This is a genomic window from Streptomyces curacoi (assembly GCF_001513975.1).
In the GTDB taxonomy this organism is placed as follows: Bacteria; Actinomycetota; Actinomycetes; order Streptomycetales; family Streptomycetaceae; genus Streptomyces; species Streptomyces curacoi.
Genome location: NZ_KQ947991.1, coordinates 178,591 through 200,402 on the forward strand (window position 1 = coordinate 178,591; position 21,812 = coordinate 200,402).

At 72.4% G+C, this 21,812-nt stretch carries 20 protein-coding genes and 6 tRNA genes; 9 read left to right on the plus strand and 17 right to left on the minus strand.

Going from position 1 to position 21,812, the window contains the following annotated elements; all coding sequences use genetic code 11:
- Positions 1 to 7 precede the first annotated feature (7 nt).
- From AQI70_RS26670 to AQI70_RS26680, 3 genes are all read right to left on the minus strand, one after another.
- Complete coding sequence (locus AQI70_RS26670; RefSeq protein WP_062154434.1) at positions 8 to 1,294, minus strand: ABC transporter substrate-binding protein; 1,287 nt, start codon at positions 1,292 to 1,294, stop codon at positions 8 to 10.
- Between the two features lie 504 nt (positions 1,295 to 1,798).
- Positions 1,799 to 1,870 (minus strand) — tRNA-Val (locus AQI70_RS26675).
- An 88-nt stretch (positions 1,871 to 1,958) separates the two neighbouring features.
- Positions 1,959 to 2,417, minus strand: a complete 459-nt coding sequence (locus tag AQI70_RS26680; protein WP_062154437.1) for a TIGR02611 family protein — start codon at positions 2,415 to 2,417, stop codon at positions 1,959 to 1,961.
- Positions 2,418 to 2,608: 191 nt separating this feature from the next.
- On the opposite strand from AQI70_RS26680, the gene AQI70_RS26685 reads away from it, so the two are divergent.
- Both AQI70_RS26685 and AQI70_RS26690 read left to right on the plus strand, forming a co-directional pair.
- Positions 2,609 to 3,022 (plus strand): SsgA family sporulation/cell division regulator, encoded by a 414-nt coding sequence (locus AQI70_RS26685; RefSeq protein WP_004002642.1) that lies wholly within the window; start codon positions 2,609 to 2,611, stop codon positions 3,020 to 3,022.
- 334 nt (positions 3,023 to 3,356) lie between these two features.
- Positions 3,357 to 3,917 carry a CGNR zinc finger domain-containing protein gene (locus AQI70_RS26690; protein ID WP_062154439.1) on the plus strand — a complete coding sequence of 187 codons (561 nt, stop codon included), beginning with the start codon at positions 3,357 to 3,359 and terminating at the stop codon, positions 3,915 to 3,917.
- A gap of 72 nt (positions 3,918 to 3,989) precedes the next feature.
- On the opposite strand, the gene AQI70_RS39665 is transcribed toward AQI70_RS26690, so the two are convergent.
- Together AQI70_RS39665 and AQI70_RS26695 are read right to left on the minus strand one after the other, a co-directional pair.
- The gene (locus AQI70_RS39665; RefSeq protein ID WP_167358920.1) at positions 3,990 to 4,142 is read right to left on the minus strand and encodes a hypothetical protein; all 153 of its coding nucleotides are present in this window, start codon (positions 4,140 to 4,142) and stop codon (positions 3,990 to 3,992) included.
- A 155-nt stretch (positions 4,143 to 4,297) separates the two neighbouring features.
- The gene (locus tag AQI70_RS26695; protein WP_062154441.1) at positions 4,298 to 4,741 is read right to left on the minus strand and encodes a hypothetical protein; all 444 of its coding nucleotides are present in this window, start codon (positions 4,739 to 4,741) and stop codon (positions 4,298 to 4,300) included.
- A 215-nt stretch (positions 4,742 to 4,956) separates the two neighbouring features.
- Here AQI70_RS26695 and AQI70_RS26700 point away from each other — a divergent pair, with 215 nt between their 5' ends.
- Positions 4,957 to 5,481: a DsbA family protein gene (locus tag AQI70_RS26700; protein WP_062154443.1), complete on the plus strand. Its 525-nt coding sequence runs from the start codon at positions 4,957 to 4,959 to the stop codon at positions 5,479 to 5,481.
- Between the two features lie 22 nt (positions 5,482 to 5,503).
- On the opposite strand, the gene AQI70_RS26705 is transcribed toward AQI70_RS26700, so the two are convergent.
- The 3 genes from AQI70_RS26705 to AQI70_RS26715 are packed head-to-tail and all read right to left on the minus strand — an operon-like array spanning position 5,504 to position 8,245.
- Positions 5,504 to 6,328 (minus strand): GNAT family N-acetyltransferase, encoded by an 825-nt coding sequence (locus tag AQI70_RS26705; protein ID WP_062154444.1) that lies wholly within the window; start codon positions 6,326 to 6,328, stop codon positions 5,504 to 5,506.
- Between the two features lie 52 nt (positions 6,329 to 6,380).
- Positions 6,381 to 7,202, minus strand: coding sequence for an aminotransferase class IV (locus AQI70_RS26710; protein ID WP_062154446.1), 822 nt, complete (start codon positions 7,200 to 7,202; stop codon positions 6,381 to 6,383).
- Positions 7,199 to 8,245, minus strand: coding sequence for a chorismate-binding protein (locus AQI70_RS26715; RefSeq protein WP_062154448.1), 1,047 nt, complete (start codon positions 8,243 to 8,245; stop codon positions 7,199 to 7,201). The genes AQI70_RS26710 and AQI70_RS26715 overlap by 4 nt, the downstream gene beginning before the upstream one ends.
- A 177-nt stretch (positions 8,246 to 8,422) precedes the next feature.
- Here AQI70_RS26715 and AQI70_RS26720 point away from each other — a divergent pair.
- From AQI70_RS26720 to AQI70_RS26740, 5 genes are all read left to right on the plus strand, one after another.
- Positions 8,423 to 8,495, plus strand: a tRNA-Gly gene (locus AQI70_RS26720).
- A gap of 39 nt (positions 8,496 to 8,534) precedes the next feature.
- Positions 8,535 to 8,608, plus strand: a tRNA-Cys gene (locus tag AQI70_RS26725).
- A gap of 1 nt (position 8,609) precedes the next feature.
- Positions 8,610 to 8,681, plus strand: a tRNA-Val gene (locus AQI70_RS26730).
- A gap of 19 nt (positions 8,682 to 8,700) precedes the next feature.
- Positions 8,701 to 8,772, plus strand: a tRNA-Val gene (locus AQI70_RS26735).
- 43 nt (positions 8,773 to 8,815) lie between these two features.
- Positions 8,816 to 8,887: transfer RNA gene (locus AQI70_RS26740), tRNA-Val, on the plus strand.
- A gap of 54 nt (positions 8,888 to 8,941) precedes the next feature.
- Here AQI70_RS26740 and AQI70_RS26745 read toward each other — a convergent pair.
- From AQI70_RS26745 to AQI70_RS26760, 4 genes are all read right to left on the minus strand, one after another.
- Complete coding sequence (locus tag AQI70_RS26745; protein ID WP_078504326.1) at positions 8,942 to 9,232, minus strand: TFIIB-type zinc ribbon-containing protein; 291 nt, start codon at positions 9,230 to 9,232, stop codon at positions 8,942 to 8,944.
- Positions 9,233 to 9,312: 80 nt separating this feature from the next.
- Positions 9,313 to 10,263, minus strand: coding sequence for a phosphotransferase family protein (locus AQI70_RS26750; protein ID WP_062154450.1), 951 nt, complete (start codon positions 10,261 to 10,263; stop codon positions 9,313 to 9,315).
- A gap of 541 nt (positions 10,264 to 10,804) precedes the next feature.
- Positions 10,805 to 11,002 (minus strand): hypothetical protein, encoded by a 198-nt coding sequence (locus tag AQI70_RS26755; protein WP_062154452.1) that lies wholly within the window; start codon positions 11,000 to 11,002, stop codon positions 10,805 to 10,807.
- A gap of 198 nt (positions 11,003 to 11,200) precedes the next feature.
- Entirely contained in the window at positions 11,201 to 11,488 is a 288-nt protein-coding gene (locus AQI70_RS26760; protein WP_062154453.1) for a hypothetical protein, read from the minus strand.
- Positions 11,489 to 11,684: 196 nt separating this feature from the next.
- On the opposite strand from AQI70_RS26760, the gene AQI70_RS26765 reads away from it, so the two are divergent.
- Positions 11,685 to 13,115 carry a serine/threonine-protein kinase gene (locus AQI70_RS26765; RefSeq protein ID WP_079051497.1) on the plus strand — a complete coding sequence of 477 codons (1,431 nt, stop codon included), beginning with the start codon at positions 11,685 to 11,687 and terminating at the stop codon, positions 13,113 to 13,115.
- A 19-nt stretch (positions 13,116 to 13,134) separates the two neighbouring features.
- On the opposite strand, the gene AQI70_RS26770 is transcribed toward AQI70_RS26765, so the two are convergent.
- The 5 genes from AQI70_RS26770 to cbiE all read right to left on the minus strand — a co-directional run bounded on the left by AQI70_RS26770 (position 13,135) and on the right by cbiE (position 21,710).
- Positions 13,135 to 13,527 (minus strand): NUDIX domain-containing protein, encoded by a 393-nt coding sequence (locus AQI70_RS26770; RefSeq protein ID WP_062154455.1) that lies wholly within the window; start codon positions 13,525 to 13,527, stop codon positions 13,135 to 13,137.
- 4 nt (positions 13,528 to 13,531) lie between these two features.
- The gene (locus tag AQI70_RS26775; protein ID WP_062154457.1) at positions 13,532 to 14,350 is read right to left on the minus strand and encodes a TrmH family RNA methyltransferase; all 819 of its coding nucleotides are present in this window, start codon (positions 14,348 to 14,350) and stop codon (positions 13,532 to 13,534) included.
- A 64-nt stretch (positions 14,351 to 14,414) separates the two neighbouring features.
- On the minus strand, positions 14,415 to 15,656 hold the full coding sequence (gene cobA, locus AQI70_RS26780) for a uroporphyrinogen-III C-methyltransferase (RefSeq protein ID WP_062154459.1): 1,242 nt from the start codon (positions 15,654 to 15,656) through the stop codon (positions 14,415 to 14,417).
- 196 nt (positions 15,657 to 15,852) lie between these two features.
- Positions 15,853 to 20,121 carry a nicotinate-nucleotide--dimethylbenzimidazole phosphoribosyltransferase gene (gene cobT, locus AQI70_RS26785; protein ID WP_062154461.1) on the minus strand — a complete coding sequence of 1,423 codons (4,269 nt, stop codon included), beginning with the start codon at positions 20,119 to 20,121 and terminating at the stop codon, positions 15,853 to 15,855.
- Between the two features lie 368 nt (positions 20,122 to 20,489).
- Positions 20,490 to 21,710 (minus strand): precorrin-6y C5,15-methyltransferase (decarboxylating) subunit CbiE, encoded by a 1,221-nt coding sequence (cbiE, locus tag AQI70_RS26790; protein WP_062154463.1) that lies wholly within the window; start codon positions 21,708 to 21,710, stop codon positions 20,490 to 20,492.
- Positions 21,711 to 21,812 lie beyond the last annotated feature (102 nt).

The following is a 21,812-nucleotide window of genomic DNA, read 5'->3' on the forward strand; positions in this document are numbered from 1 at the left end:
CGTCCCCTCAGCCCGCGAACGCGGCCTTGGCCTCGCTGAACAGCGTCTTGGCGGCGTCGGCGGGCTTGGCCTTGCCCTGGGCGACCTCACCGCCGATGCGCAGGAACGCCGCTTCGATGACGTCGGCGCCGGACGGGTGCGGGGTGATCTTCCCGAGGACGCCGGCCTCGGCGACCTCCTCCTCGTACGCCTTGACGCCCTTGTTGTTGTCGTCGGTGGGCGTGAACGCCTCGTACTGCTCGGTCGTGGCGAGGATGCCGCGGTCGTAGCCCATGATCTTGCCGACCTCGGGGTCGTGGACCATGAAGTCGATGAACTGGGCGACCTCCTTGGGGTGCTTGGTCCCGGAGAAGGCGCTGAGCATCAGCGAACCGAGGTACTGGCCGGTCTGCTTGCCGTCCGTGGTGGGGATCGGCGCGAGCCCGTAGTCCGACTCGCCCTCGCCCTCGTAGCGGATGGAGAAGTTGTCCCAGGTGAACTCGGACGCGGCGAGCCCCGCCGAGAGCGCCGACTTCGGCTTGACCTGCTCGACCTTCTTCGGGTCGGCGACGAGGCCGGACCGCACACGCTTGTAGCCGTCCTCCCACCACTGCGTCAGATCGTCCTCGGTGAAGCCGAGATCGGAGTCGGTGAAGAAGGCCTTGCCGTTCTGACGGAGGTACAGGTCGTAGAGGTACATGATGCTGAAGTAGCCGGTGTCGCCGGCGATCTTCAGCTTGTCCTGGATGGTCTGGAGCGCGTCGAAGTAGTCGTCCCAGGTCCAGCCCATCTTCGCCTCGACACCCGCCTTCTCGAAGGCCTTGAGGTCGATGACGAGCGCCATGGTGTTGGCGCCGACGGGTATGCCGATCTGCTTGCCGTCGACCTGACCGTTCGCCAGAACGCCGTTGCGGAAGTTGTCCAGGCTCAGATTCCCCGCGTCCGACTGCGACTTGAGATCCATCAGAACGCCACGCTTGTCGTACTTGCGCAGGAAGCCGACCGCATTCTGGAAAACGTCCGGCGGATTTCCGCCGGAGGCCTGGGTCTGGAACTTCTCCCAGAACGCCTCGTAGTCGGTGAATTCAGGCTTGATCTTGATCTTCGGGTACTTCTTCTCGAAGAGCGCGATCGTCTTCTTGATGGCAATGGTGCGCGGCTCGCCGCCCCACCACGCGTAACGGAGTGTCACCGTCCCGTCGGCGGAGGCACCGTCGCCGCCGCATCCCGTGGTCGCGGCCAGCCCGAGGGTGGCCGCGGTGGCGCCGGCCGCCTTCAAGATCGTACGCCTCTCAACATTCCTGCTGGTTCTCACCGTCGAGCCTCCCCGCGCAACGTTCCGTCGCCGCCTGCATGAATCGTTTCAAGTAAGCGCTTGCTGGCACAAGTTACGGAGGGCGGGAGGGTGCGTCAATGATTCGGACAGGAATTTCTTGGGGGCCCGCTCGGCGGTTTGACGGGGTGTGCGATCGAACGGACCGGGCAGACGGGGTGATGTCGCAGGTGAGAGACGTGCGGTCGGAAGATCGAACGATCAGTCGGCCGGCGGGGACGCGAACCGGTCGGCCGAAACCGGTCGGCGGACCAGAAGTTGACGGAATGACATATCAAGCGGTCGGAGAGCCGACGGGACCTCACGGACCGTCACTCACAGCGCGCCGCGCCCGGCCGCGGCACCGACGCGTCTCCCCGTCCGCGCCCGGCCGCAGCACCGACGCACTGCCCTCTCCGCGCCCGCGGAGCCGCCCTTCGCCGCCGCTCCGGGCACCGAACGACGGCGGCCCGCCTGCGTTGTCGCAGACGGGCCGCCGGATCCGGGTGGGCGATACTGGGTTCGAACCAGTGACCTCTTCGGTGTGAACGAAGCGCTCTCCCACTGAGCTAATCGCCCGGGCGCAGGAAGAACATTACCCCATGTCAGGGGGTGCGTGTGACCGGCCCGGAACCGCTGCGGCCGCCACCCGCACCCCCGTCGCGGATCACTGGTCCTTGATCTTCCAGGGCATGACGATGCCGAACTTCCACAGGTAGATGCCGACGAGCACGGCCACGATCACGAGCCCGATCGACGTCAGGATGATGTTGCGGCGGCGCACCTTCGGGTCGAGGGCCTTCTGGGCCGCCTCGGTGACCTTGCGCTTGGTCCAGCGCAGCACCAGCTGGGCCCAGACGAACTCGGTCGCCCAGACCGCCATGCCGCCGAAGATCACGACCCAGCCGGGGCCGGGCAGCGGCAGCATGATGATGCCGACGACCACTATCGCCAGGCCGAGGACGAAGATGCCCACCTGCCAGCTCAGGTGCAGCACACGACGCGCCTTGATGAACTCCGGTGCTCTTGACCCGAGGCCCTGCTCGCTTTCGCCTTTCACACCATCCACTTCGGTCTCGTGCGCCGCCACGGCAACCTCGCCCGGCTCGTTACTCCCCGTATTCATACGGCCAAACCCTACCGGACCGAAACCAGTCACCGGAATGGTCGTACCTCGCGAACGGGTTCTCGGCCGGAAGAGTTACGTAAACACACGCAAAACACTCAGAGGGGTTTACAACGACACCGTAGGTGGCATGTCGATTTCGCCGACGTGCGAATCCCCGAGCGCACACTGAGCGAAAGGCCCTGGCGCTTATGAACACCACGGTCAGCTGCGAGCTGCACCTGCGCCTCGTTGTGTCGAGCGAGTCCTCCCTGCCTGTCCCCGCAGGCCTGCGGTACGACACGGCCGACCCCTACGCCGTGCACGCCACCTTCCACACCGGAGCCGAGGAGACCGTCGAGTGGGTGTTCGCCCGCGACCTCCTCGCGGAGGGCCTCCACCGGCCCACCGGAACCGGCGACGTCCGTGTCTGGCCGTCGCGCAGCCACGGCCAGGGCGTCGTCTGCATCGCCCTGAGCTCTCCGGAGGGCGAGGCGCTGCTCGAGGCCCCAGCACGGGCCCTGGAGTCCTTCCTGAAGCGGACGGATGCCGCTGTGCCGCCCGGCACGGAGCACCGGCATTTCGATCTCGACCAGGAGCTCTCACACATCCTGGCGGAGAGCTAGGGGAGCTCCCGCAAAGCCGCCCGGCGCCGTCGACTCGGGGAGACGGCTCGGGCCAAGACAACCGCATACGGCATGCCTCAGCGCCGTCTCCGCTCCGCGGGGGCGGCGCTGGCGTGCGTGCGGCCCCCAGGAGCTGCGGCGGAGTGGGGCCGGGCCGGCTGCCGGGTCCGGACCGGCCGTGGTTCGGGCCGTGAGGACGGGAACCGTCGGCGCCGTTGCGGCGTTGTATTCGAAGCCACGTGCGAGTGCGGCCGGTGTTCCGGCTCCGTGAGCCACTACCATCGGCCAGCATCGGCGGGCGTCCCGCCCGACCCCCCAGGCCAGGGAGCGAAACGTGCTGATCACCCATGACACCCGGTGTGCGCTCGACGCCGTGGTGGATCTGGTGAACACCGCCCCGGAGAACGACGAGACGCCGGACGGACTGCCGGACGTCGCGACCCTCGCGGATTTCGTACGAAAGCACGAGATCAGTGACGTCGGGGTCCTGTCGGAGTTCGATCTGTCGGCGGTGCGCAAGGTGCGCGGACGGTTCGCGGCGATCTTCGAGGCACCGGACGCCCGGACGGCGTCCGCACTGATCAACGAGCTGGTGGCCGCCGCGGGCACCACGCCCCAGCTCACGGACCACGACGGCTACGACTGGCATGTGCACTACTTCGCCCCCGGCGCCTCCATCGCCGACCACCTGGCGGCCGACTGCGGCATGGCGCTGGCGTTCTTCGTGGTCGCCGGGGAGCAGGAGCGGCTGCGGCGCTGCGAGGCACCGGACTGCCGGCATGCCTTCGTGGATCTCTCCCGCAACCGTTCGCGACGGTACTGCGACAGCCGTACCTGTGGAAACCGCTTGCACGTGGCCGCCTACCGGGCGCGCCGCAAGGAAGCGGCCGGCTGAGCGGCGACGGCCCGGCACGACATGGTGTCGACGCGGGCCCCGGCGGGTGGCGCCGGGGGCCGCGGGTACGGCTCAGAGCAGCAGCAGGTCGTGCAGCGCAGCCGTGAGCAGCAGACACCCGATCACCGCAAGGAAGATCATCAGCGGTGGCTGGGAAAGGGCGAAGAGGCACCCGCGAGGCTCGTCCTGAGGTGGCGCGGCCTCGCTCTGTGTCGTGTCCAGCATCTCGCGGGCGATGATGGCGCAGTTGCGCCTCCCGGCGCGAACAACGCGCCCGCGATGAGCGGGAGTTCGCCGGATTCCGTGATGTCCGGTTCGAGTCTTGATCGCTTAGGGCCGGGCGGCGACCCACTGTGTCGTTTCAGCCCTGCGTACGGGCGTCATATGCCGTGCTTCTTCAGGATGGCCTCGATATCGCTGAAGTCGTCCGCGGCATCGGCCCGGGGTGCGGTCGCGGGACGGGTGGACTGACGCGAGCCCGGTCCCAGCGAGGGCGCCGAGGCCGCGGGGTCCGCCGCCTCGCGCTGTCCGGTGGCGCGGGCCTGCCTGCGCTCCTTGCGGGTGCCGCCGCGGCGGCGCTCCACCGCGCGCGTGCTCGCGAACAGCAGCCAGGACGCGCCGAGGACTCCGAAGCCCGCCCAGGCGGTCGGGCTGAACGCGGTGTCCGCCAGCCAGTCGACGACACCGGTCATCACCAGACCCAGGGGCACCAGCGCGTACGCGGCGATACGGGCGGCCGCGAGGAAACGCTTGCGATACGCCGTCACCGCCGCGATGCCCAGGCCGGCCACGGAGACGGCGGAACAGACGGTCTCGGCAATCATCCGGTCCTCCAGGCAGGCTGGGTCGGGGCAGGGCACATCGTCCCTTCCATCCTGCACCGTCCCGTCCCTGTCCGGCCATGCCCCGGCCGGACATCAGGGACATCTCCGGGTCACCTCCTCCCCAGGTGCCGGTCGAAGTCGTACGACCGGCACTTCCCGCACCGAAGCACCAGGTCGGATTGGGTGCTCCAGGCCGGTGCTGGGAGACTGGGGCCATGAGCGACTCCTCCCCCGACCGTCCCGCCGCCCCCGTCCTCGACGTCTGGTGCGAGCTCCAGTGCCCCGACTGCCGCAGCGCCCTGGACGACCTCCGTGCCCTGCGGGCCCGCTACGGCGACCGGCTGGAGCTGCGGCTGCGGCACTTCCCGCTGGAGAAGCACAAGCACTCCTTCGCCGCCGCGCAGGCCGCCGAGGAGGCCGCGGAGCAGGGGCAGGGGTGGCCGTACGTCGAGGCCGTGCTGGGGCGGGTCGAGGAGCTGGACCGTGAGGGAGAACCCTTCCTGGTCGAGGTGGCCCGGGAACTCGGCCTGGACGCCGAGGAGTTCGACACCGCGCTGATCGACGGCCGGCACATCCTGGTCGTGGACGCCGACCAGGCCGAGGGCAAGGCGATCGGCGTGACCGGCACGCCGACGTATGTGATCGGCGGCGAGCGCCTCGACGGCGGCAAGAGCCAGGAGGGGCTGCGCGAGCGCGTCGAGGAGATCGCGGACCGGCTGCTGGCCGAGCAGAGCGCCTGACCGCTGCCCGGTCGGCCGGCCGCTACAGCAGCGTCTTGTACAGGGCGTACTGCTTGGTCTCGTAGCCGAGTGACTCGTACAGCCGCTCGGCCGGGGTGTTGCCCGCGAAGACATTGAGGCCGATGACCCGGTGCCCAGCGGCGATCGCCTGGGCCTCGGCCAGCAGCATCAGCGTGCGTCCGTGTCCCTTGCCGCGGTGGGCGGCGTCGGTCTCGACGTCGTAGACGTATGCGCCGCCTTCGCGCGACGCCACCCACAGGGTGCCCACCAGGGTTCCCTCGTGTTCGAGGACGCTGATGAACACACCCGGCGTGCGAAGGCCCTCCGGCAGCAGCGCGGCGTGGTCCCGCTCGGACTTGGCCCGGGCCTCGGCCTCCGGGACCCCGCGCTCGACCCAGTCCCGGATGTAGTCCTCCTGGCCCTTGTCGAGCCAGGGTCCGTACTCGGCCTCCGTCATGGCCCGCGCCCGGCTGCCCGGCGGCAGATCGGGCGGCGTGTCGCCGAGCGCCTTCTCCATGCCGCGGTTGCGTACGACGTAGCCGAGCGCCGTGGCGAGCCGGAGTGCCGGCGGGGAGTCGCCAGGGACCGTCGTCTCGATGCGCCTGCAGCCCCAGCCGCGCGCCACCTCCTCCGCGGCGAGGGCGGCCACCGTGCCCCGGCCGCGCCGCCGGTCCGGTTCCTCGATGCGCAGCTTCGATATGCGGGCCACGGCGTCACCGAAGACCGGATGCGTGCCGAGGTGAAGGACGCCCACGGGACGGCCGTTCACACACACCTGATAGTGGCGCGAACGGGTCCCGTCGTTCTTGCGCTGAAGCGGCTCGGTCGGCCGCAGGGTCGTGGTCATCACGGGTGTTCTACCCGCCAGGACGCCCGTGGTCAGCCGAATATCGGCGCCGTCACGGATCCAGGTCGTCCCCGGACCGCTCGTCGAAGATCCGCATGGCCTTGGCGGTCACCGGGCCCTGGAGGCCGGGCAGTTCACGGTCGTCGACGCGGTGCACGGCCTGAACGTCCCGCAGCGTGGACGTGAGGAAGATCTCCTCGGCCCGCTCCAGCACGTCCATTGGCAGGTCGGTCTCCTTGGCGCCGGTCCACTCGATCGTCAGCGCGCGCGTGATGCCCGCGAGGCACCCCGCGGCGAGCGGCGGGGTGTGAATCTCGCCGTCCAGGACGACGAAGACGTTCGACCCGGTGCCCTCGCAGAGCTGCCCGACCGTGTTGCCGAACAGGGCCTCGGAGGCGCTGTGCCGGTGGGCGCGGGCGAGGGCGACGACGTTCTCGGCGTAGGAGGTCGTCTTCAGGCCGGTGAGCGCGCCGCGCTCGTTGCGGGTCCAGGGCACGGTGATCACGGCCGTGGAGTCGGGGCGGCGGGTGGTCTCGCCGAGGGCGACCACGAGGGTCGGGCCGTGCTCGCCGCGGTCGGAGCCGAGCGGGCCGTGGCCGCCGGTGTAGGTGATCCGCAGCCGGCCGAGCGGCATCGGGTTGGCCTCGATGACGGCGGCGCAGGCGCGGCGGATCTCGTCGTGGTCGGGCTCGGGCAGGCCGAGACCGTGTGCCGAGCGCGTCAGCCGGTCGAGGTGGCGGGTCAGCGCGAACGGCCGGCCGTCCACCGCCTTCACCGTCTCGAAGATGCCGTCGCCCACGGTCAGCCCGTGGTCGAAGACGGAGACACGGGCGGACTCGATGTCCTGCAGCCCGCCGTCGAGCCAGATCTTCACGTCGTCAGTCCCTCTCCACTCACCTCGTACGCACCCGACGCTACCGCGAGCAGCCGGGACGCCTTCAGCTCGGTCTCCCGCCACTCCCCCTCGGGGTCCGACCCCCAGGTGATCCCCGCGCCGGTACCGAACCGCAGTGCCCCCTCGGCCCGGTCGATCCAGAACGTACGGATCCCGACGGCGAGCTCGCCGACACCCCGGTCGGCGTCCACCCACCCGATTCCCCCGCAGTACGGCCCGCGTGGCGCCGTCTCCAGCGCGTCGATGATCCGCAGCGCGCTCGACTTGGGCGCGCCGGTGACCGAGCCGGGCGGGAAAGCGGCGTCGAGCAGTTCGGCCCAGCCGGCGTCGGCGCGCAGCTCACCGCGGACGGTGGACACCAGATGGACAAGACCCGGGTGCTTCTCCACGGCACACAGGTCGGGGACGGTCACGGTCCCTGTCGCGCACACGCGGCCGACGTCGTTGCGCACCAGGTCGACGATCATCACGTTCTCGGCGTAGTCCTTCTCCAGCAGGTCCGCCTCGGTGCGTCCGGTCCCCTTGATCGGCCCGGACTCGACGACCCGCCCGTCGCGGCGCAGGAACAGCTCCGGCGACGCGGTGGCTATCTCCACCCCGTGATCCGGCAGGCGGATCGTTCCTGCGTACGGCGCCGGGTTGCCGCGCGCCAGCAGGGAGGTCAGCGCGTCCACGTCGGCGCCGGGCGCGACGGGCGCCGACAGCACACGGCAGAGGTTCGCCTGATAGACCTCGCCGGCCGCGATGTGCTCTCGGACGCGCCGTACGCCCGCCGTGTATGCGGCGCGGTCGAGGGAGGACGTCCAGTCACCGGCCGCCGGCCCCTGCCACTTTCCCGGCACCGGCGCGGGCACCGGCTCCTCTCGTACGTCCCGGAAGCGGGCGCAGGTCAGACCGCCCTCGAAGTCGGCGCAGACGGCCCAGAAACCACTGGAGTCCAGGGCCGCGGGATCGCTGGTGACATCGAGGAGGCCGGTGGCGACGCGGTCGCCGAACCGGGCGAGAGGAGGGAGGTCGAGCACGCAGTCGAGTCTATGGCGGGTGTCCTGCGGGTGACCCGGCCGTGTCCTTCGGGGGGCTTCGGCAGGTCCCTGAGCAGGCGCAGCGCAGCACGCTGCACAAACGCGTTTTTGTACTGGCCCCGGAATCCGCTAGAGTTCAACACGTCGCCGGGCCGCGAGAGCGGAACGAAACGACAAGCGGACGTAGCTCAGTTGGTAGAGCGCAACCTTGCCAAGGTTGAGGTCGCGAGTTCGAGCCTCGTCGTCCGCTCGAAGGAACAAGGGGATCTTCCCGACCCCCTGCACTCCTGGTGGAGTGGCCGAGAGGCGAGGCAACGGCCTGCAAAGCCGTCTACACGGGTTCAAATCCCGTCTCCACCTCCAAGGACGATTAGCTCAGCGGGAGAGCGCTTCCCTGACACGGAAGAGGTCACTGGTTCAATCCCAGTATCGTCCACTGGATCTTCGGATCCCCCGCGCGATTAGCTCAGCGGGAGAGCGCTTCCCTGACACGGAAGAGGTCACTGGTTCAATCCCAGTATCGCGCACGCAGTGCCCATGATCCGCTCCATGGCGTGGTCGTGGTCCCGAGGACGATTAGCTCAGCGGGAGAGCGCTTCCCTGACACGGAAGAGGTCACTGGTTCAATCCCAGTATCGTCCACACACCGAAGCCCCCCGGTCGACGACCGGGGGGCTTCTTTCGGCTTGGTCCGGCTCAGCTGGAGAACAGCATGTGGCCGAAGCTCTTGTGACGGCGGTGGCCGTAGTGACCGCCGTGGTGCCCACCGTGCGGGGCGCCCCAGGCGGGGGCCTGCGGGGCCGCCGGGTACGCCTGCGGGGCGGCCGGGGGCGGCGGGGCCGGCTGGGACCACTGGGACTCCAGGCGGGTCAGCGCCTCCAGCTCGCCGTAGTCGAGAAAGATCCCGCGGCAGCCACTGCACTGCTCGATCTGGACGCCGTTGCGGTTGTACGTGTGCATCGGGGCTCGGCACTTCGGACACTGCATGGTCGGCTCAACTCCTCGCCGGTCGGTCCTGCTTCGCGTATCGCCAGGACAGACTCTGTCCGGCTGCGGTCGGTTGCACCCTACTTTGCGTACCCATGAGCCAACTCCGGGGGGACGGCGGCCATTCGGTCACAGGCGTCGACGAGGGACTGCTCGACCTCGTCCAGGAGACGCTCCTCGGCCAGGGCCTTGGTGATGGCCCGGGCCGCAGTCTGCACCGCGAGGGCGCGAGCCGGGATGTCCAGAGCCGGCCAGGGATCTCCGTCGGCGGGCACGGCCGGGCCGCCGGCGGCGCGGTACGCGGCCAGGAAGCGGCTCCATTCGTCGGGCGGCAGCAGCCCGCAGGCGTACCAGGCGGCCGGCCGCCCGAGATCCCAGGCCGGCACGCCCACGCCGAGATCGTCCACGTCGATGAGCAGCCAGGAGCCGTCCGGGGCCGGATGCCGGACGAGTTGGCCGAGGTGGAGGTCGCCGTGGCAGAGGGTGGTGGTGTCGGGCTGGGGAGCCTCGGCGCGGGCCCAGGCGGGAAGGGTGTCCCAGGCGCGGAGAACGGCGGTGGTGCCGGCGGCGAGGTCTGTGCCGTCGGCGGTGGTGCGGAGGCGAGCCAAGGCCAGGGCGGCTTTGGCGGGGCCGCGCATGGGGGGCAGGGGGACGGGTGCGGGGGTGCGGTGGAGGCGGGCGAGCAGGGTTGCGGCCGCTTCCCAGGGCGCCGCGTCAGGATCCGTGGGGTCCACAGGTGTGCCGTGCGGCCAGAAACTCACCAGTCGGCCGTGCAGATCGACGGGCGTGGGGCTGAGCGGGGGCAGCAGGAGGCCGGGGAGGCGAGCGGCGGCGGTGAGGCGGGGGGACAGATCGGCAGGGGTGAGGTCCGGGGCGTGCGCCTTGGCCACGGTGTCCGCGTGCCGGACGACGGTGGCGTCGGGCCGGTCGGCGAGGGTGACTGTCGCTCCGCAGGGACAGCCGGAGGTACGTGCGTGTGCCGCGGCCCGGGCTCGTGCGGTGAGGGCGGGCAGGAGTGGGTTCGGCGTCACGGGGGTCCCTTGTGTGCGGATGGGCTGGGGCCGAGGGTACGGCGTGATTCCGGTGGCGGTTCGCTGGATGGGTGCGCGGCGTCGGGGGCGCGCAGCCCGGGGCCATTGGGGTGGGGGCGAGGGGTCGCGTACGGCGCGAAGGGGACGTGTCGGGGGGTGCCCGCCCGCAGCGGCTGGCGCGTCAACGCCGGGCGTCCCACTGAGCGACCGAGTCGCGCCAGCCCGAGGACGGATACCCCCGGCGCGGCCCCGACCCACGACGAACCGTAGGCGCAAGGCGCGCCCCCACAATCCGCGCGGGCCGCCGCAGGCACCGCGCGCGCCCGCCACTCAGCCGCACCGGACCACCGCAGCCACCCGTCGAAACCCACGCACCCGCCCCCGGCATGCACACCGGCTCCACCACCAGGAGGGAAAAGCAATGCCGGCGCAGCTCCCCAGCTGCGCCGGCATTTGTGCCGTCCGCCGCACCCCCGTCCCCACGGGGTTTCATGGGTGGATGTCCCCGCCCGGACCGCTCTTCCGGGCCTGGGGTCGCCGCTCAGCGCCCCAGCATCACGCCCACGGACGACGCCTGTGTGGCCACTGTCTCCCAGCCGTCGAAGACGAGGAGGAGCAGGGCCGCCAGGGGAAGGGCCATGAGCGTCGCCACCAGGGGGTGGCGGCGGCCCTGACGGCGGGGGCGCAGCGCCGTGCGCTCCTGCATGCGGAGCAGTGTCCGCGGTGCCGTCTGGGCCATGGTCCCTCTCCTGACCTGTGTCAGTTGTCGTTGGCAGCGGCGGGTGTCTGACCTCGGGGGACGAGTGCTGCACCCGCCGCTTGACTTCAAATCTAGGCGCGGGGCCACCCCCGCACGTCATGCCCTCGTACCGATTGCCGGGCCTCCCGGAGGATGAGCCATGACCTGCGGAGTACTCCCCTGGGTGGAGACGAGGACCTAGGTCTCGGGGTCTTCCCCGAGGGGACGCCCGACCTGTCCCGGTTTGTCCGTACTCTTCTCCGAGCTGTCCTCCCTGGGGACCGGCTGCTCGACCAGCGCCAGGACCCGGTTCGCCATGAAGCGGGCCGTACGCACCACGGAACCGCTTCGGGTGACTTCGCTCACTTCCACGACACCGCGGCGCACCGCCGTCTCCACCCGGCGGCCCGCCCTGCTCGCCACCACCTCGTATGTACGTGTCGTGTCCCCTGCGTCCACGACTATCTCCACGCGATCACCCTTCACGGGCTCAATCCCCCTTCTGTGATGGGCGGTTGGTTGAGAGACCAGGCCGAAGTCGCCCTGCTCACCAGCCCCCTGACCACCCTTCAAGTCTCCCACCCACCACTGACAATCCATCGCCCCGAGAGGGCGCGGCCTCTGCGCACGGCGGCCCGTGGAAACGTAAGCTGTGGCTCGTCACACGGACCGGGCAGCGGGGATGAACATGGCGATGATGCGCCTGAGGCGCGAGGACCCGCGCGTTGTCGGCTCGTTCAGGCTTCACAGACGGCTCGGCGCGGGCGGGATGGGCGTCGTCTACCTGGGCTCCGACAAGAAGGGGCAGCGGGTCGCGCTCAAGGTGATCCGGCCCGACCTGGCGGAGGACCAGGAGTTCCGCTCGCGGTTCGCGCGCGAGGTCTCGGCGGCCCGGCGGATCCGCGGGGGCTGTACGGCACGGCTCGTCGCCGCCGATCTGGAGGCGGACCGCCCCTGGTTCGCCACACAGTACGTACCCGGCCCCTCCCTGCACGACAAGGTCGCCGACGAGGGCCCGCTCGGCGCGGCGGAGGTCGCCGCCGTGGGCGCCGCCCTGTCCGAGGGACTGGTCGCCGTGCACGAGGCCGGGGTCGTGCACCGGGATCTGAAGCCCTCCAACATCCTGCTGTCCCCCAAGGGCCCGCGGATCATCGACTTCGGTATCGCCTGGGCGACGGGAGCCTCGACGCTCACCCACGTCGGCACGGCGGTCGGCTCCCCCGGCTTCCTCGCCCCGGAGCAGGTACGCGGCGCCGCGGTCACCCCGGCCACGGACGTCTTCTCGCTCGGCGCCACGCTCGCGTACGCCTCGATGGGTGACTCGCCCTTCGGGCATGGCAGTTCAGAAGTGATGCTGTACCGCGTCGTACACGAGGAGCCGCAGCTGTACGGCGTACCGGACGCGCTCGCCCCGCTGGTGCGGGCGTGTCTGGCGAAGGACCCGGAGGAGCGGCCGAGCACGCTCCAGCTGTCGCTGCGCCTCAAGGAGATCGCGGCCCGGGAGGCGCAGGGGCTGTCGGACGTACGCCCGCCCGCGCCGCGCAGCGGTGAGGCGGACCGGCCGACCGGGCGGCTCGCCGACAGCTACCCGGCGGAGCAGCAGCGCGCCCAGCGGCGCCCACAGGGCGCTTCCCCGCCGCGCGGCACCGCCATGCCGCGCGGCAACGGCGCCTCCCGCGGGCCCGGCACCGCACGGGACGGGGCCCCGTCGAGGGGCGGCAGCTCCTCGCACAGCGGTATCGGGCCGCCCAGGTCCGGGGGCCGTCAGACGCCCGCCGCCCGCAACACCTCACGGTCGGGCAGCGGCAACCGGCCCGCGCCGCGCAGTGGCACCGGCCGTCCGGCGCCGCGGAACACGGGGACGGGGCGGCGGCCCGCCAATCCGCAGCTGCTGCGGCAGCGGCTGTTCGTGTTCGTCGTGGTGACGCTGCTCGTGGCGCTCGGCATCGCGGCGGCGCAGGGCTGCCAGGGGCCGGACCGTGGGCTCGGCGACGACGGGGACGTCGTACGGCAGGAGCACCTGGAGCCGGGCTACGAGCCGCTGGACGGGGACCTGATGTCCGAGCGGTACGAGTCGACGTTCGAGTTCAACGGCTCCGAGTACTCCGAATAGGAGACGCCCCGAGCACGCGTCACAGGCCGGGCAGGATGCGTTCGAAGAACTCGCGGTCGCCCTCGAAGACCGGGTCGAGCAAGAGGAACTCCTCCGGTGTGACCCAGCGGGCCTCGCCGACCTCGCCCGGCTCTGGGACCACGTCGCCCGACTCGGCCCGGGCCGTCCACCAGTGGAGGCGGAAGCGGCCGTCGTCCGTCTCCGACTCCCAGACCTTCGCCAGGGGTACGACGGTGAGGCCGACCTCCTCGCGCACCTCCCGGACGACCGCCTCCCGCTGGGTCTCCCCCGGCTCGATCTTGCCGCTGAGGGGCTGCCAGTAGCCGGGGCGCGGGACGGCCGGGCCACGGCGGATGGCGAGGAAGCGGTCGGCGCGGAGCAGGACCGCGACGATCGCCTGGCGCTGGACCATCGCCTCAGAGTCCTGGACGGCCCGTGGCCACCGCGTAGAAGGCGACCGCTGCCGCCGCGCCGACGTTGAGGGAGTCGACGCCGTGGGCCATCGGGATGCGCACCCATTCGTCGGCGGCGACCAGGGCCTGGGTGGACAGGCCGTCGCCCTCGGCGCCGAGCATCAGCGCGACCCGGTCCATCCGGTGCGGGGCCGCCTCGTCGAGGGTTTTGGCCTTCTCGTCGGGGGTGAGGGCGAGCAAAGCGAACCCCGCTTCGCGCACCGACTCCAGGCCCTTGGGCCAGGTGTCCAGGCGGGCGTAGGGGACGGAGAAGACCGCGCCCATGGAGACCTTGACGCTGCGGCGGTACAGGGGGTCGGCGCAGTCCGGGGAGAGCAGGACCGCGTCCATGCCGAGGGCGGCCGCCGAGCGGAAGATGGCGCCGATGTTGGTGTGGTCGTTGACCGACTCCATGATCACGACCCGGCGGGCGGTCTGGAGGAGTTCGGTGGCCGTCGGGAGCGGCTTGCGCTGCATGGAGGCGAGCGCGCCACGGTGCACGTGATAGCCGGTGACCTGCTCGGCGAGCTCCGGGCTGACCGCGTACACCGGGGCCGGGAGCTCGTCGATGACGTCGCGCATGACGTCGACCCACTTGGCGGAGAGCAGCATCGAGCGCATCTCGTAGCCGGCTTCCTTGGCCCGTCTGATGACCTTCTCGCCCTCGGCGATGAACAGGCCCTCGGCCGGCTCGCGCTTGCGGCGCAGTTCGACGTCGGTCAGGCCCGTGTAGTCGCGCAGGCGCGGGTCGTCGGGGTCCTCGACGGTGATGAGATCGGCCACAGGGTGATACTGCCTTGTCCTGGGTGCGGTGCCAACGGCTTGGAACGGGTTGGGTTACCCCGGGTTACTCGCCCGGTGCGGAGGCCGTGGGGCCGACCTTCACGACCTCGCCGATGACGATGACCGCCGGGGGCTTCACGTCCTCGGTCCGTACGGTCTCCGCGACCGTCGCCAGGGTCGCGTCGACGCGGCGCTGGGCGGCCGTCGTGCCCTCCTGGACCAGGGCGACCGGGGTGTCCGCGGACTTGCCGTGCGCCACGAGCGTCTCGGCGATCTTGCCGATCTTGTCGACGCCCATGAGGATCACCAGGGTCCCGGTCAGCTTCGCCAGCGACGGCCAGTCGACCAGCGAGCGCTCGTCGTCGGGGGCCACATGGCCGCTGACCACCGTGAACTCGTGGGCCACGCCCCGGTGGGTGACCGGGATGCCGGCCGCGCCCGGCACCGAGATCGAGCTGGAGATACCGGGGACGACCGTGCAGGGGATGCCTGCCTCGGCGAGGGCCTGGAGCTCCTCCATGCCGCGGCCGAAGACATACGGGTCCCCGCCCTTGAGGCGTACGACCGACTTGCCCTGCTTGGCGTGCTCGATCAGGGCGTTGTTGATGGCCTCCTGGGCCATGAAACGGCCGTACGGGATCTTCGCCGCGTCGATCACCTCGACGTGCGGCGGGAGTTCCGCGAGCAGGTCGCGCGGGCCGAGGCGGTCGGCGATGACGACATCGGCCTCGGCAAGGAGGCGACGGCCGCGGACCGTGATCAGGTCCGGGTCGCCGGGGCCGCCGCCGACGAGGGCGACGCCGGGAGTGCGGGTGCGGTGGTGGGGGGCGACGAGGGTGCCGTCGCGCAGGCCCTCGACGACCGCGTCGCGGATGGCGGCGGTGTGGCGGGGGTCCCGGCCGCTCGCGCTGGTGGTGAGGACCGCGACCGTGACGCCCTCGCTGTGGCCGGTGGCCGGGGTCCAGGCGGTGGCGGCGTCGGCGTCGTCGGAGCGCACGCACCAGACGCGGTTTCGCTCCGCTTCGGCGGAGGCTCGGGTGTTGGCTTCCTTGTCGCCGGTGGCGATGAGGGCGTACCAGGCGTCGGCCAGGTCGCCCTCCTCGTAGGGGCGCTTCTGCCAGGTGAGCTCCCCCGCGTCCGCCATCGCCTCGACCGAGGGGGTCGCCTCGGGGGACACGAGGAGGATGTCCGCGCCTGCTGCGATCAGTGCCGGGAGGCGGCGCTGGGCGACCTGGCCGCCGCCGAGGACGACCACTTTGCGGCCGGTGAGGCGGAGGCCTACGGGGTAGGCGGGGTTTTCGGCCATGAGGGTGCGGCTCCTCTGTACGGCGGTGCAGTGGCCCTGACGTGCGGATTTTACGGGGCGGGCGGGGAGGGCGGCTCAGGTGTCCGGTGGCTGAGCGTCGTTGCCGGGTGCACGGCTGTGGGTGGTTGTGCCCACCCTCCCCACTCTCGGGACGTCGGCAGGGCATCCGGTGCTGTCGTACCGAATGCCCCTGCGCCTACTTCTCGGTCACTCCCGCCGAATCGAACGTCGCCACCTCGTGCATCGCCCGCGCCGTGCTCTGCACCAGCGGCAGGGCCAGCAGCGCGCCCGTGCCCTCGCCCAGCCTCAGGTCCAGGTCGACCAGGGGGCGCAGGCCCAGCTTGTTGAGGGCGGCCACGTGGCCGGGCTCGGCGCTGCGGTGGCCCGCGATGCAGGCCGCCAGGACCTCGGGGGCGATCGCGCGGGCGACCAGGGCCGCCGCGCCGGCGCTGACGCCGTCCAGGATCACCGGTGTGCGCAGGGACGCGCCGCCCAGCAGGAGGCCGACCAGCGCGGCGTGTTCGAAGCCGCCGATCGCCGCGAGGACACCGACGGGGTCGGCCGGGTCCGGCTGGTGGAGTTCGATGGCGCGGCGGACGACCTCGGTCTTGCGGGCGAGGGTCTCGTCGTTGATTCCGGTGCCACGGCCCGTCACCTCGGCCGGGTCGGTGCCCGTGAAGACGGAGATCAGGGCCGCCGACGCGGTGGTGTTGGCGATGCCCATCTCGCCGGTCAGCAGGGCCTTGTTGCCGGCGGCCACCAGGTCACGGGCCGTCTCGATGCCCACCTCGATGGCCTGCTTGGCCTCCTCGCGGGTCATCGCCGGGCCGGTCGTCATGTCCGAGGTGCCCGCGCGGACCTTGCGGGGCAGCAGACCGGGCGTGGCGGGCAGGTCGGCGGCCACGCCGACGTCCACCACGCACACCTCCGCGCCCACCTGGCCGGCGAAGGCGTTGCAGACCGCGCCGCCGCCGAGGAAGTTGGCGACCATCTGGGCCGTCACCTCCTGCGGCCAGGGGGTGACGCCCTGGGCATGCACGCCGTGGTCGCCGGCGAAGATCGCGACGGCCGCGGGCTCCGGGATCGGCGGCGGGCATTGCCGGGACAGACCGGACAGCTGCGCGGAGATGATCTCCAGCATGCCGAGCGCGCCGGCCGGCTTGGTCATGCGCTTCTGCCGTTCCCAGGCCTCACCGAGCGCCTTGGCGTCCAGCGGGCGGATCTGGGCGACGGTCTCGGCGAGCAGGTCGTGCGGCTCCTCGCCGGGCAGCGCGCGGCGGCCGTACGTCTCCTCGTGCACGACCCACGACAGCGGGCGGCGCTTGGACCAGCCGGCCTGCATCAGCTCGGGCTCGTCCGGGAACTCGTCGACGTACCCGACGCACAGGTAGGCGATGACCTCCAGGTGCTCGGGCAGGCCGAGGGCGCGGACCATCTCGCGCTCGTCGAAGAAGCTGACCCAGCCGACGCCGAGGCCCTCGGCGCGGGCGGCGAGCCAGAGGTTCTCCACCGCGAGCGCGGCGGAGTACGGCGCCATCTGGGGCTGCGTGTGGCGGCCGAGGGTGTGCCGGCCGCCGCGGGTCGGGTCGGCGGTGACGACGATGTTCACCGGGGTGTCGAGGATGGCCTCGATCTTCAGTTCCTTGAACTGCTTCGCCCGGCCCTTGGGGAGGGACTTGGCGTACGCCTCGCGCTGACGCATGGCCAGCTCGTGCATGGTGCGCCGGGTGTCGGCCGAGCGGATGACGACGAAGTCCCAGGGCTGCGAGTGGCCCACGGAGGGCGCGGTGTGGGCGGCCTCCAGAACGCGGAGCAGCACCTCGTGCGGGATGGGGTCGCTGCGGAAGCCGTTGCGGATGTCCCGACGCTCACGCATGACCTTGAGGACGGCCTCGCGCTCGGCGTCGTCGTAGGCGGGCGCGGCGGGGCCCGTGGACTGTCGTGCTTCTTCCACCGGGGCCGTGCTCTCTTCTGCGGGAACTTCTTGGTCTTCTTGGTCTTCCTGGTCGGCGGCCCGGGTGTCCAGGTCCTCCGCGTGCTGTACGGCTTCGGGGTCGCCGTCACGAGGTGCTGGGACCGTGGCGACGGCAGCCGGTGCCTCCGCTGCGGGGAGGACCGTCGGCTGCGGCGGGGTCGGGGCGAGATGCGGGGCGGCCGGCACCGAGCCCTCGACCGGGACGAACTGACCCAGGGGCTGGCCGGGCGCGGCCTCCTGGGGGATGCGGGACGGGATGACGGCCGGGGCCTCGCCCTGGCCGGACTCCGCGGCCTCGACCGGCGGCTGCGCCACGTCTTCGGTGACCTGCGCGGACTGGGCTGCGGGCTGGAGTTGCGGGCCGGCGGGCTCGGCGACGAACGGCTCGGGCGCCTCGGGCATCCCGGTCGGCGCGACATCCGCCGGGGGGACATCCGCCGGGGCCGGCTGGGCGTCGGCGGAGTCCGGGGCGACGGCGTCGGGGGCGGGGGCGTCGGGGGCGGGGGCTGCGGCGAGCGGCTGAGGAGCCTCGGCCTGCTCGGCGGGCACCTCCGGGGTCTGCTCGGCGTCCGGGGTGTCCGCAAGAGGAGCGGCTCCCTCGGGGGCGGTCGCGGCCACGGCCTGCGCCTCGGCGTCGGCGTCCGTCGGGGCGCCGTCCGGCGTGGGGTGCGGCGCGGGCGCGCCGTTCGGGTCCGTGACGGCTTCGGGGGCCTGCACCGGCTGCGGGTCCTGCGCGGGCTGCGCGGCCGGGGCGGGCGGCTCGCTCTGCTGCTGGGCGGCCTGCTCCGCCTCCGCGGGCTGGGGGGCCTGTGCCGTGTCGGGTTCGGTCGGAACCGGGACGGCTTCCGGAGCCGGCTGGACGGCCGGGGCGACGCCCTCGGGTGCAGCCGGGGCGGCCTCGGCAGCGGGGACGGCCTCGGGGGCCGGGGCAACCTCGGCGGCAGGAGCCGCTTCGGGAGCGGGCTCCTCGGAGACCTGAGCGGGGCCCGTGGGGGCGGCGGCGTCGGCCACGTCGGTGACCTCGGCGGCCGGAGCACCAGGGGCCTGCACCGCATCGGGGGCGGGCGTCTCGGAGGCCTGTACGGCCTCAGGCGCGGGCGTCTCGGAAGCCTCCACGGCGTCAGCCGCGGGCGTCTCGGAGGCGTCCGCAACCGCAGGGGCCTCGGCAGCCTCCGGCGCGGCGACCTCGGGCACCTCCGGGGCGACCTCAGGCGCAGCTTCGGCGGAAACCGCAGGGGCCTCGACCACCGGCTCCCCGGCGACCGGCGCGCCCTCAGCGGCCACCGCGCCCTCCGAAGCCTGCTCGGCACCAGTGGCCTGCCCGGCATCCGGGCCGGCCTCGCCCACCGGGACATCGCCGCCGTCAGCATCGACCGGAGCCGCCGCTTCCGCACCGGCCTCGGCCTCGGGCCCGGCCACAGCCGCCGGGTCGGCGCCGGGCCCCGCCGCAGGCACGGCCTCCACGGGCTCGCCCGCGGTCGGCTCGCCCGCGGCCACCGGCATCTGACCGGCGTCCTGGCCAGGCACCGTCTCGGCACCCGGAACCTGCGCGGCGTCCGGCGCCTCCCCGCCACTCGCGGCAGGCACCGCGTCCGCAGCCTGACCGGCCTCGGGGCCCGGCACCACGGCGTCGACCGGCGCGGCGTCACCCGCCGACGGCATCTGACCGTCGTACGCGCCCTCGTGCGGCACGTCCACTCCTGCCGCGGCACCCTGCGGAGCGTCCGGAGCGACGGCCTGCGCTGCCTCCGGCGCACCCTGGGGCACGGCCGCAGCCGCCTGCGCTGCCTCCGGCGCGCCCTGCGGAGCAGCCCCCGAGGCCACGGCCTCCGTAGCCACGCGGGCCACCACGGCCTGCGCCGCGCCCACGGGCTCGCCGCCGGGCTGCCCGGTCGGGACAACCGTTTCGGCAGCCGGGGCCTCGGCGCTCACCGGCGCGGGGGCCGGCGCCTGAGCCGGTACGGCCTGGGCGGGGGCGGCAGCGGCCCAGGGAGTCGCGGGCTGGGGGGCCGGCGCCTCGCGGTGCTGCGGAACGTCCAGGTACTCGGGGCCGGCCGGAACCGGGCCGGGCTGGCGCACGGGTGCCCCTACGGCGCCGCGGTCGGCCAGGGAGCGGACCGGGCTGGCGGAGGCGTCGGGGATGGGTGGGCCGAGGTGCAGCGGGCGCCGCGGCGTGATCGGCGGGATCGGCGTCGAAGGCGCCGTCGGAGCCGGCGTGCGGACGGCACTGAGGTCGACCGAGCCGCTGTCGCGGCCGGAGATCTCGTGCGGGCCCGGCTCGTGCACGGCCTCGACGACCGGCTCCGGCGCGGGCGGGGCGACCTCGTTGCCCCAGGCGCCGTGGGAGCCGGGCAGCAGCAGGTCTTCGTCCTCGGCGGTGGTCTCGGAGAGGTAGGCGTACGCACCCTGCGCCGCGTGGGCGCCCGGCTGCTCCACCATGCCTGCGCTCTCCGGCAGCCCCTCGCCCGGGACCTGGCCGGTGTCGGTCATGCCTACCCCTCGCCCATCGGTTAGTGCTTCTACGACCAGCTCACCGGGAACGGCGCACCGACCGCCCCCGCAGTGAAGAACGAGCGTGCGTGCCCAGCGGCACGAACGACCCGCCCAAAAAAGGCGACAAAGCCATTGAGTGGCATTGTCCTGGCCGTTCGACCGTCGCGACAGGTTGATCCGCGACAGGCCGCTGTGGACTGCGCCACGTTGCGCGTCCTCCGGTTCTGCCGTACCACACCCACCCCAAACGGGGCGTGTTTTTCCGGACATTGACCGACGAAGTGCCGGGCGACCGAGTGCGGTACAACGATCGGCCAGCCTACCGCGCGCGGTACGACAACAGGATCACGGGGACGGGTGCGCGGTCACGCCGTGCGGTCGGGCAGTACCCCGCTGAGCAGGAACGCGACACTGCGCTCCTTCTCCGTCCAGGCCCGCGTGTCGAGTTCGACGGACTGCAGGAGCGCGCACTCCACGTCGTAACCGTGCTCGGTGAGGTCCCGTCCGACGAGTTCGGCGGCGTCGCGGGTCGCGGCGTGCGTGACGATGCGCTGGGGGCGCCGGTCGGCGACGGCGGAGACGACGGCCGCTCCCCCGCCGCCGACGCGCACGACGTCCGGTTCGGGGAGGTTCTCCAGGACGTGCGGGGCGGTGCCGTGCACGATCTGCAGCTGGACGCCGAAGGCGCGCGCGTTGGCCCCGGTGCGCTCGCAGGCCCGTGGGTCGCGGTCGACGGCGATGACGGCGGCGCCGGCCCGGGCGGCCTCGGTGGCGAAGGCGCCGCTGCCGCAGCCGATGTCCCACACCAGGTCGCCGACGCGCGGGCCGAGCCGGGCGAGTTGTGCGGCGCGCAGCGGTTCCAGTTCGCCTTCGCCCATGAGACCGCCGTAGGACTCGGCGGGCAGGGTCCAGCCGCGCGGCGCGGCGGACGGGTCGCGGCCGGCGATCCAGCCGCCGCCGTCCGTGACGACCCCTGTTCCGGGGTGTCCGCCGATGACGATGACGACGTTCGGGTCGCGCCAGGTGTGGTCGGGTGCCCGCTCGGAGGTGACGACGGTGACCTGCTCGCGTTCCGTGCCCAGTTCCTCGCAGATGACGAAGGTGCGGTGGACGCCTTCGAGGAGCAGGCCGAGTTCGGCGGGCCCGGCACCGGGTGAGGTGAGGACGGCGACCTTCGTGTGAGCGCGGCACACATTCACCGCGCGTCGCAGGGTGCGCGGATGTGCGACGACCACTTGGGCGTCGTCCCAGGGCATGCCGGCCCGCGCGAAGGCCGTGGCGACCGAGGAGACGGCGGGGACGACCTCGACCTCCAGGCCGAACTCGGGCGCGCGCAGGGTCCGTACGACTCCGAAGAAGCCCGGGTCGCCGTCGGCGAGCACCACCGCGGTGCCCCGGTGGGCGGCGATCCGGCGGGCGGCGAGGGCGACGCTGCCGAGGCGGATGCGCTCGGCGGTGGGCGGCACCTCGGGGAGCGCCAGGTGGTGGGCGGCACCGGCCACCAGCGTGGCGGCGCCGAGGGCGGAGCGCGCCGCCACGGTCAGCGGCGAGCCGTCCCAGCCGATCACCGTGACGCGGTCGGCCATCGTCGTCAGTCTCCAGGGGTTGTGCAGGTCGTCATGGGGCGGCCCCGAGGGGCAGGCTCCGTGAGGGTATCCGGTCACCGCGGCGGCGCGGCTGCTGCCCGG

Excerpts from the sequence above, each read along its gene's own strand:
- cobT (WP_062154461.1), bottom strand. The coding sequence starts at position 20,121 with ATGACCGACACCGGCCAGGTCCCGGGCGAGGGGCTGCCGGAGAGCGCA.
- AQI70_RS39665 (WP_167358920.1), bottom strand. The coding sequence starts at position 4,142 with ATGCTGGACACGACACAGAGCGAGGCCGCGCCACCTCAGGACGAGCCT.
- AQI70_RS26705 (WP_062154444.1), bottom strand. The coding sequence starts at position 6,328 with ATGACCACGACCCTGCGGCCGACCGAGCCGCTTCAGCGCAAGAACGAC.
- cobA (WP_062154459.1), bottom strand. The coding sequence starts at position 15,656 with ATGGCCGAAAACCCCGCCTACCCCGTAGGCCTCCGCCTCACCGGCCGC.
- AQI70_RS26755 (WP_062154452.1), bottom strand. The coding sequence starts at position 11,002 with ATGGCCCAGACGGCACCGCGGACACTGCTCCGCATGCAGGAGCGCACG.
- cbiE (WP_062154463.1), bottom strand. The coding sequence starts at position 21,710 with ATGGCCGACCGCGTCACGGTGATCGGCTGGGACGGCTCGCCGCTGACC.
- AQI70_RS26695 (WP_062154441.1), bottom strand. The coding sequence starts at position 4,741 with ATGATTGCCGAGACCGTCTGTTCCGCCGTCTCCGTGGCCGGCCTGGGC.
- AQI70_RS26700 (WP_062154443.1), top strand. The coding sequence starts at position 4,957 with ATGAGCGACTCCTCCCCCGACCGTCCCGCCGCCCCCGTCCTCGACGTC.
- AQI70_RS26765 (WP_079051497.1), top strand. The coding sequence starts at position 11,685 with ATGAACATGGCGATGATGCGCCTGAGGCGCGAGGACCCGCGCGTTGTC.
- AQI70_RS26685 (WP_004002642.1), top strand. The coding sequence starts at position 2,609 with ATGAACACCACGGTCAGCTGCGAGCTGCACCTGCGCCTCGTTGTGTCG.
- AQI70_RS26745 (WP_078504326.1), bottom strand. The coding sequence starts at position 9,232 with ATGCAGTGTCCGAAGTGCCGAGCCCCGATGCACACGTACAACCGCAAC.
- AQI70_RS26770 (WP_062154455.1), bottom strand. The coding sequence starts at position 13,527 with ATGGTCCAGCGCCAGGCGATCGTCGCGGTCCTGCTCCGCGCCGACCGC.
- AQI70_RS26680 (WP_062154437.1), bottom strand. The coding sequence starts at position 2,417 with ATGAATACGGGGAGTAACGAGCCGGGCGAGGTTGCCGTGGCGGCGCAC.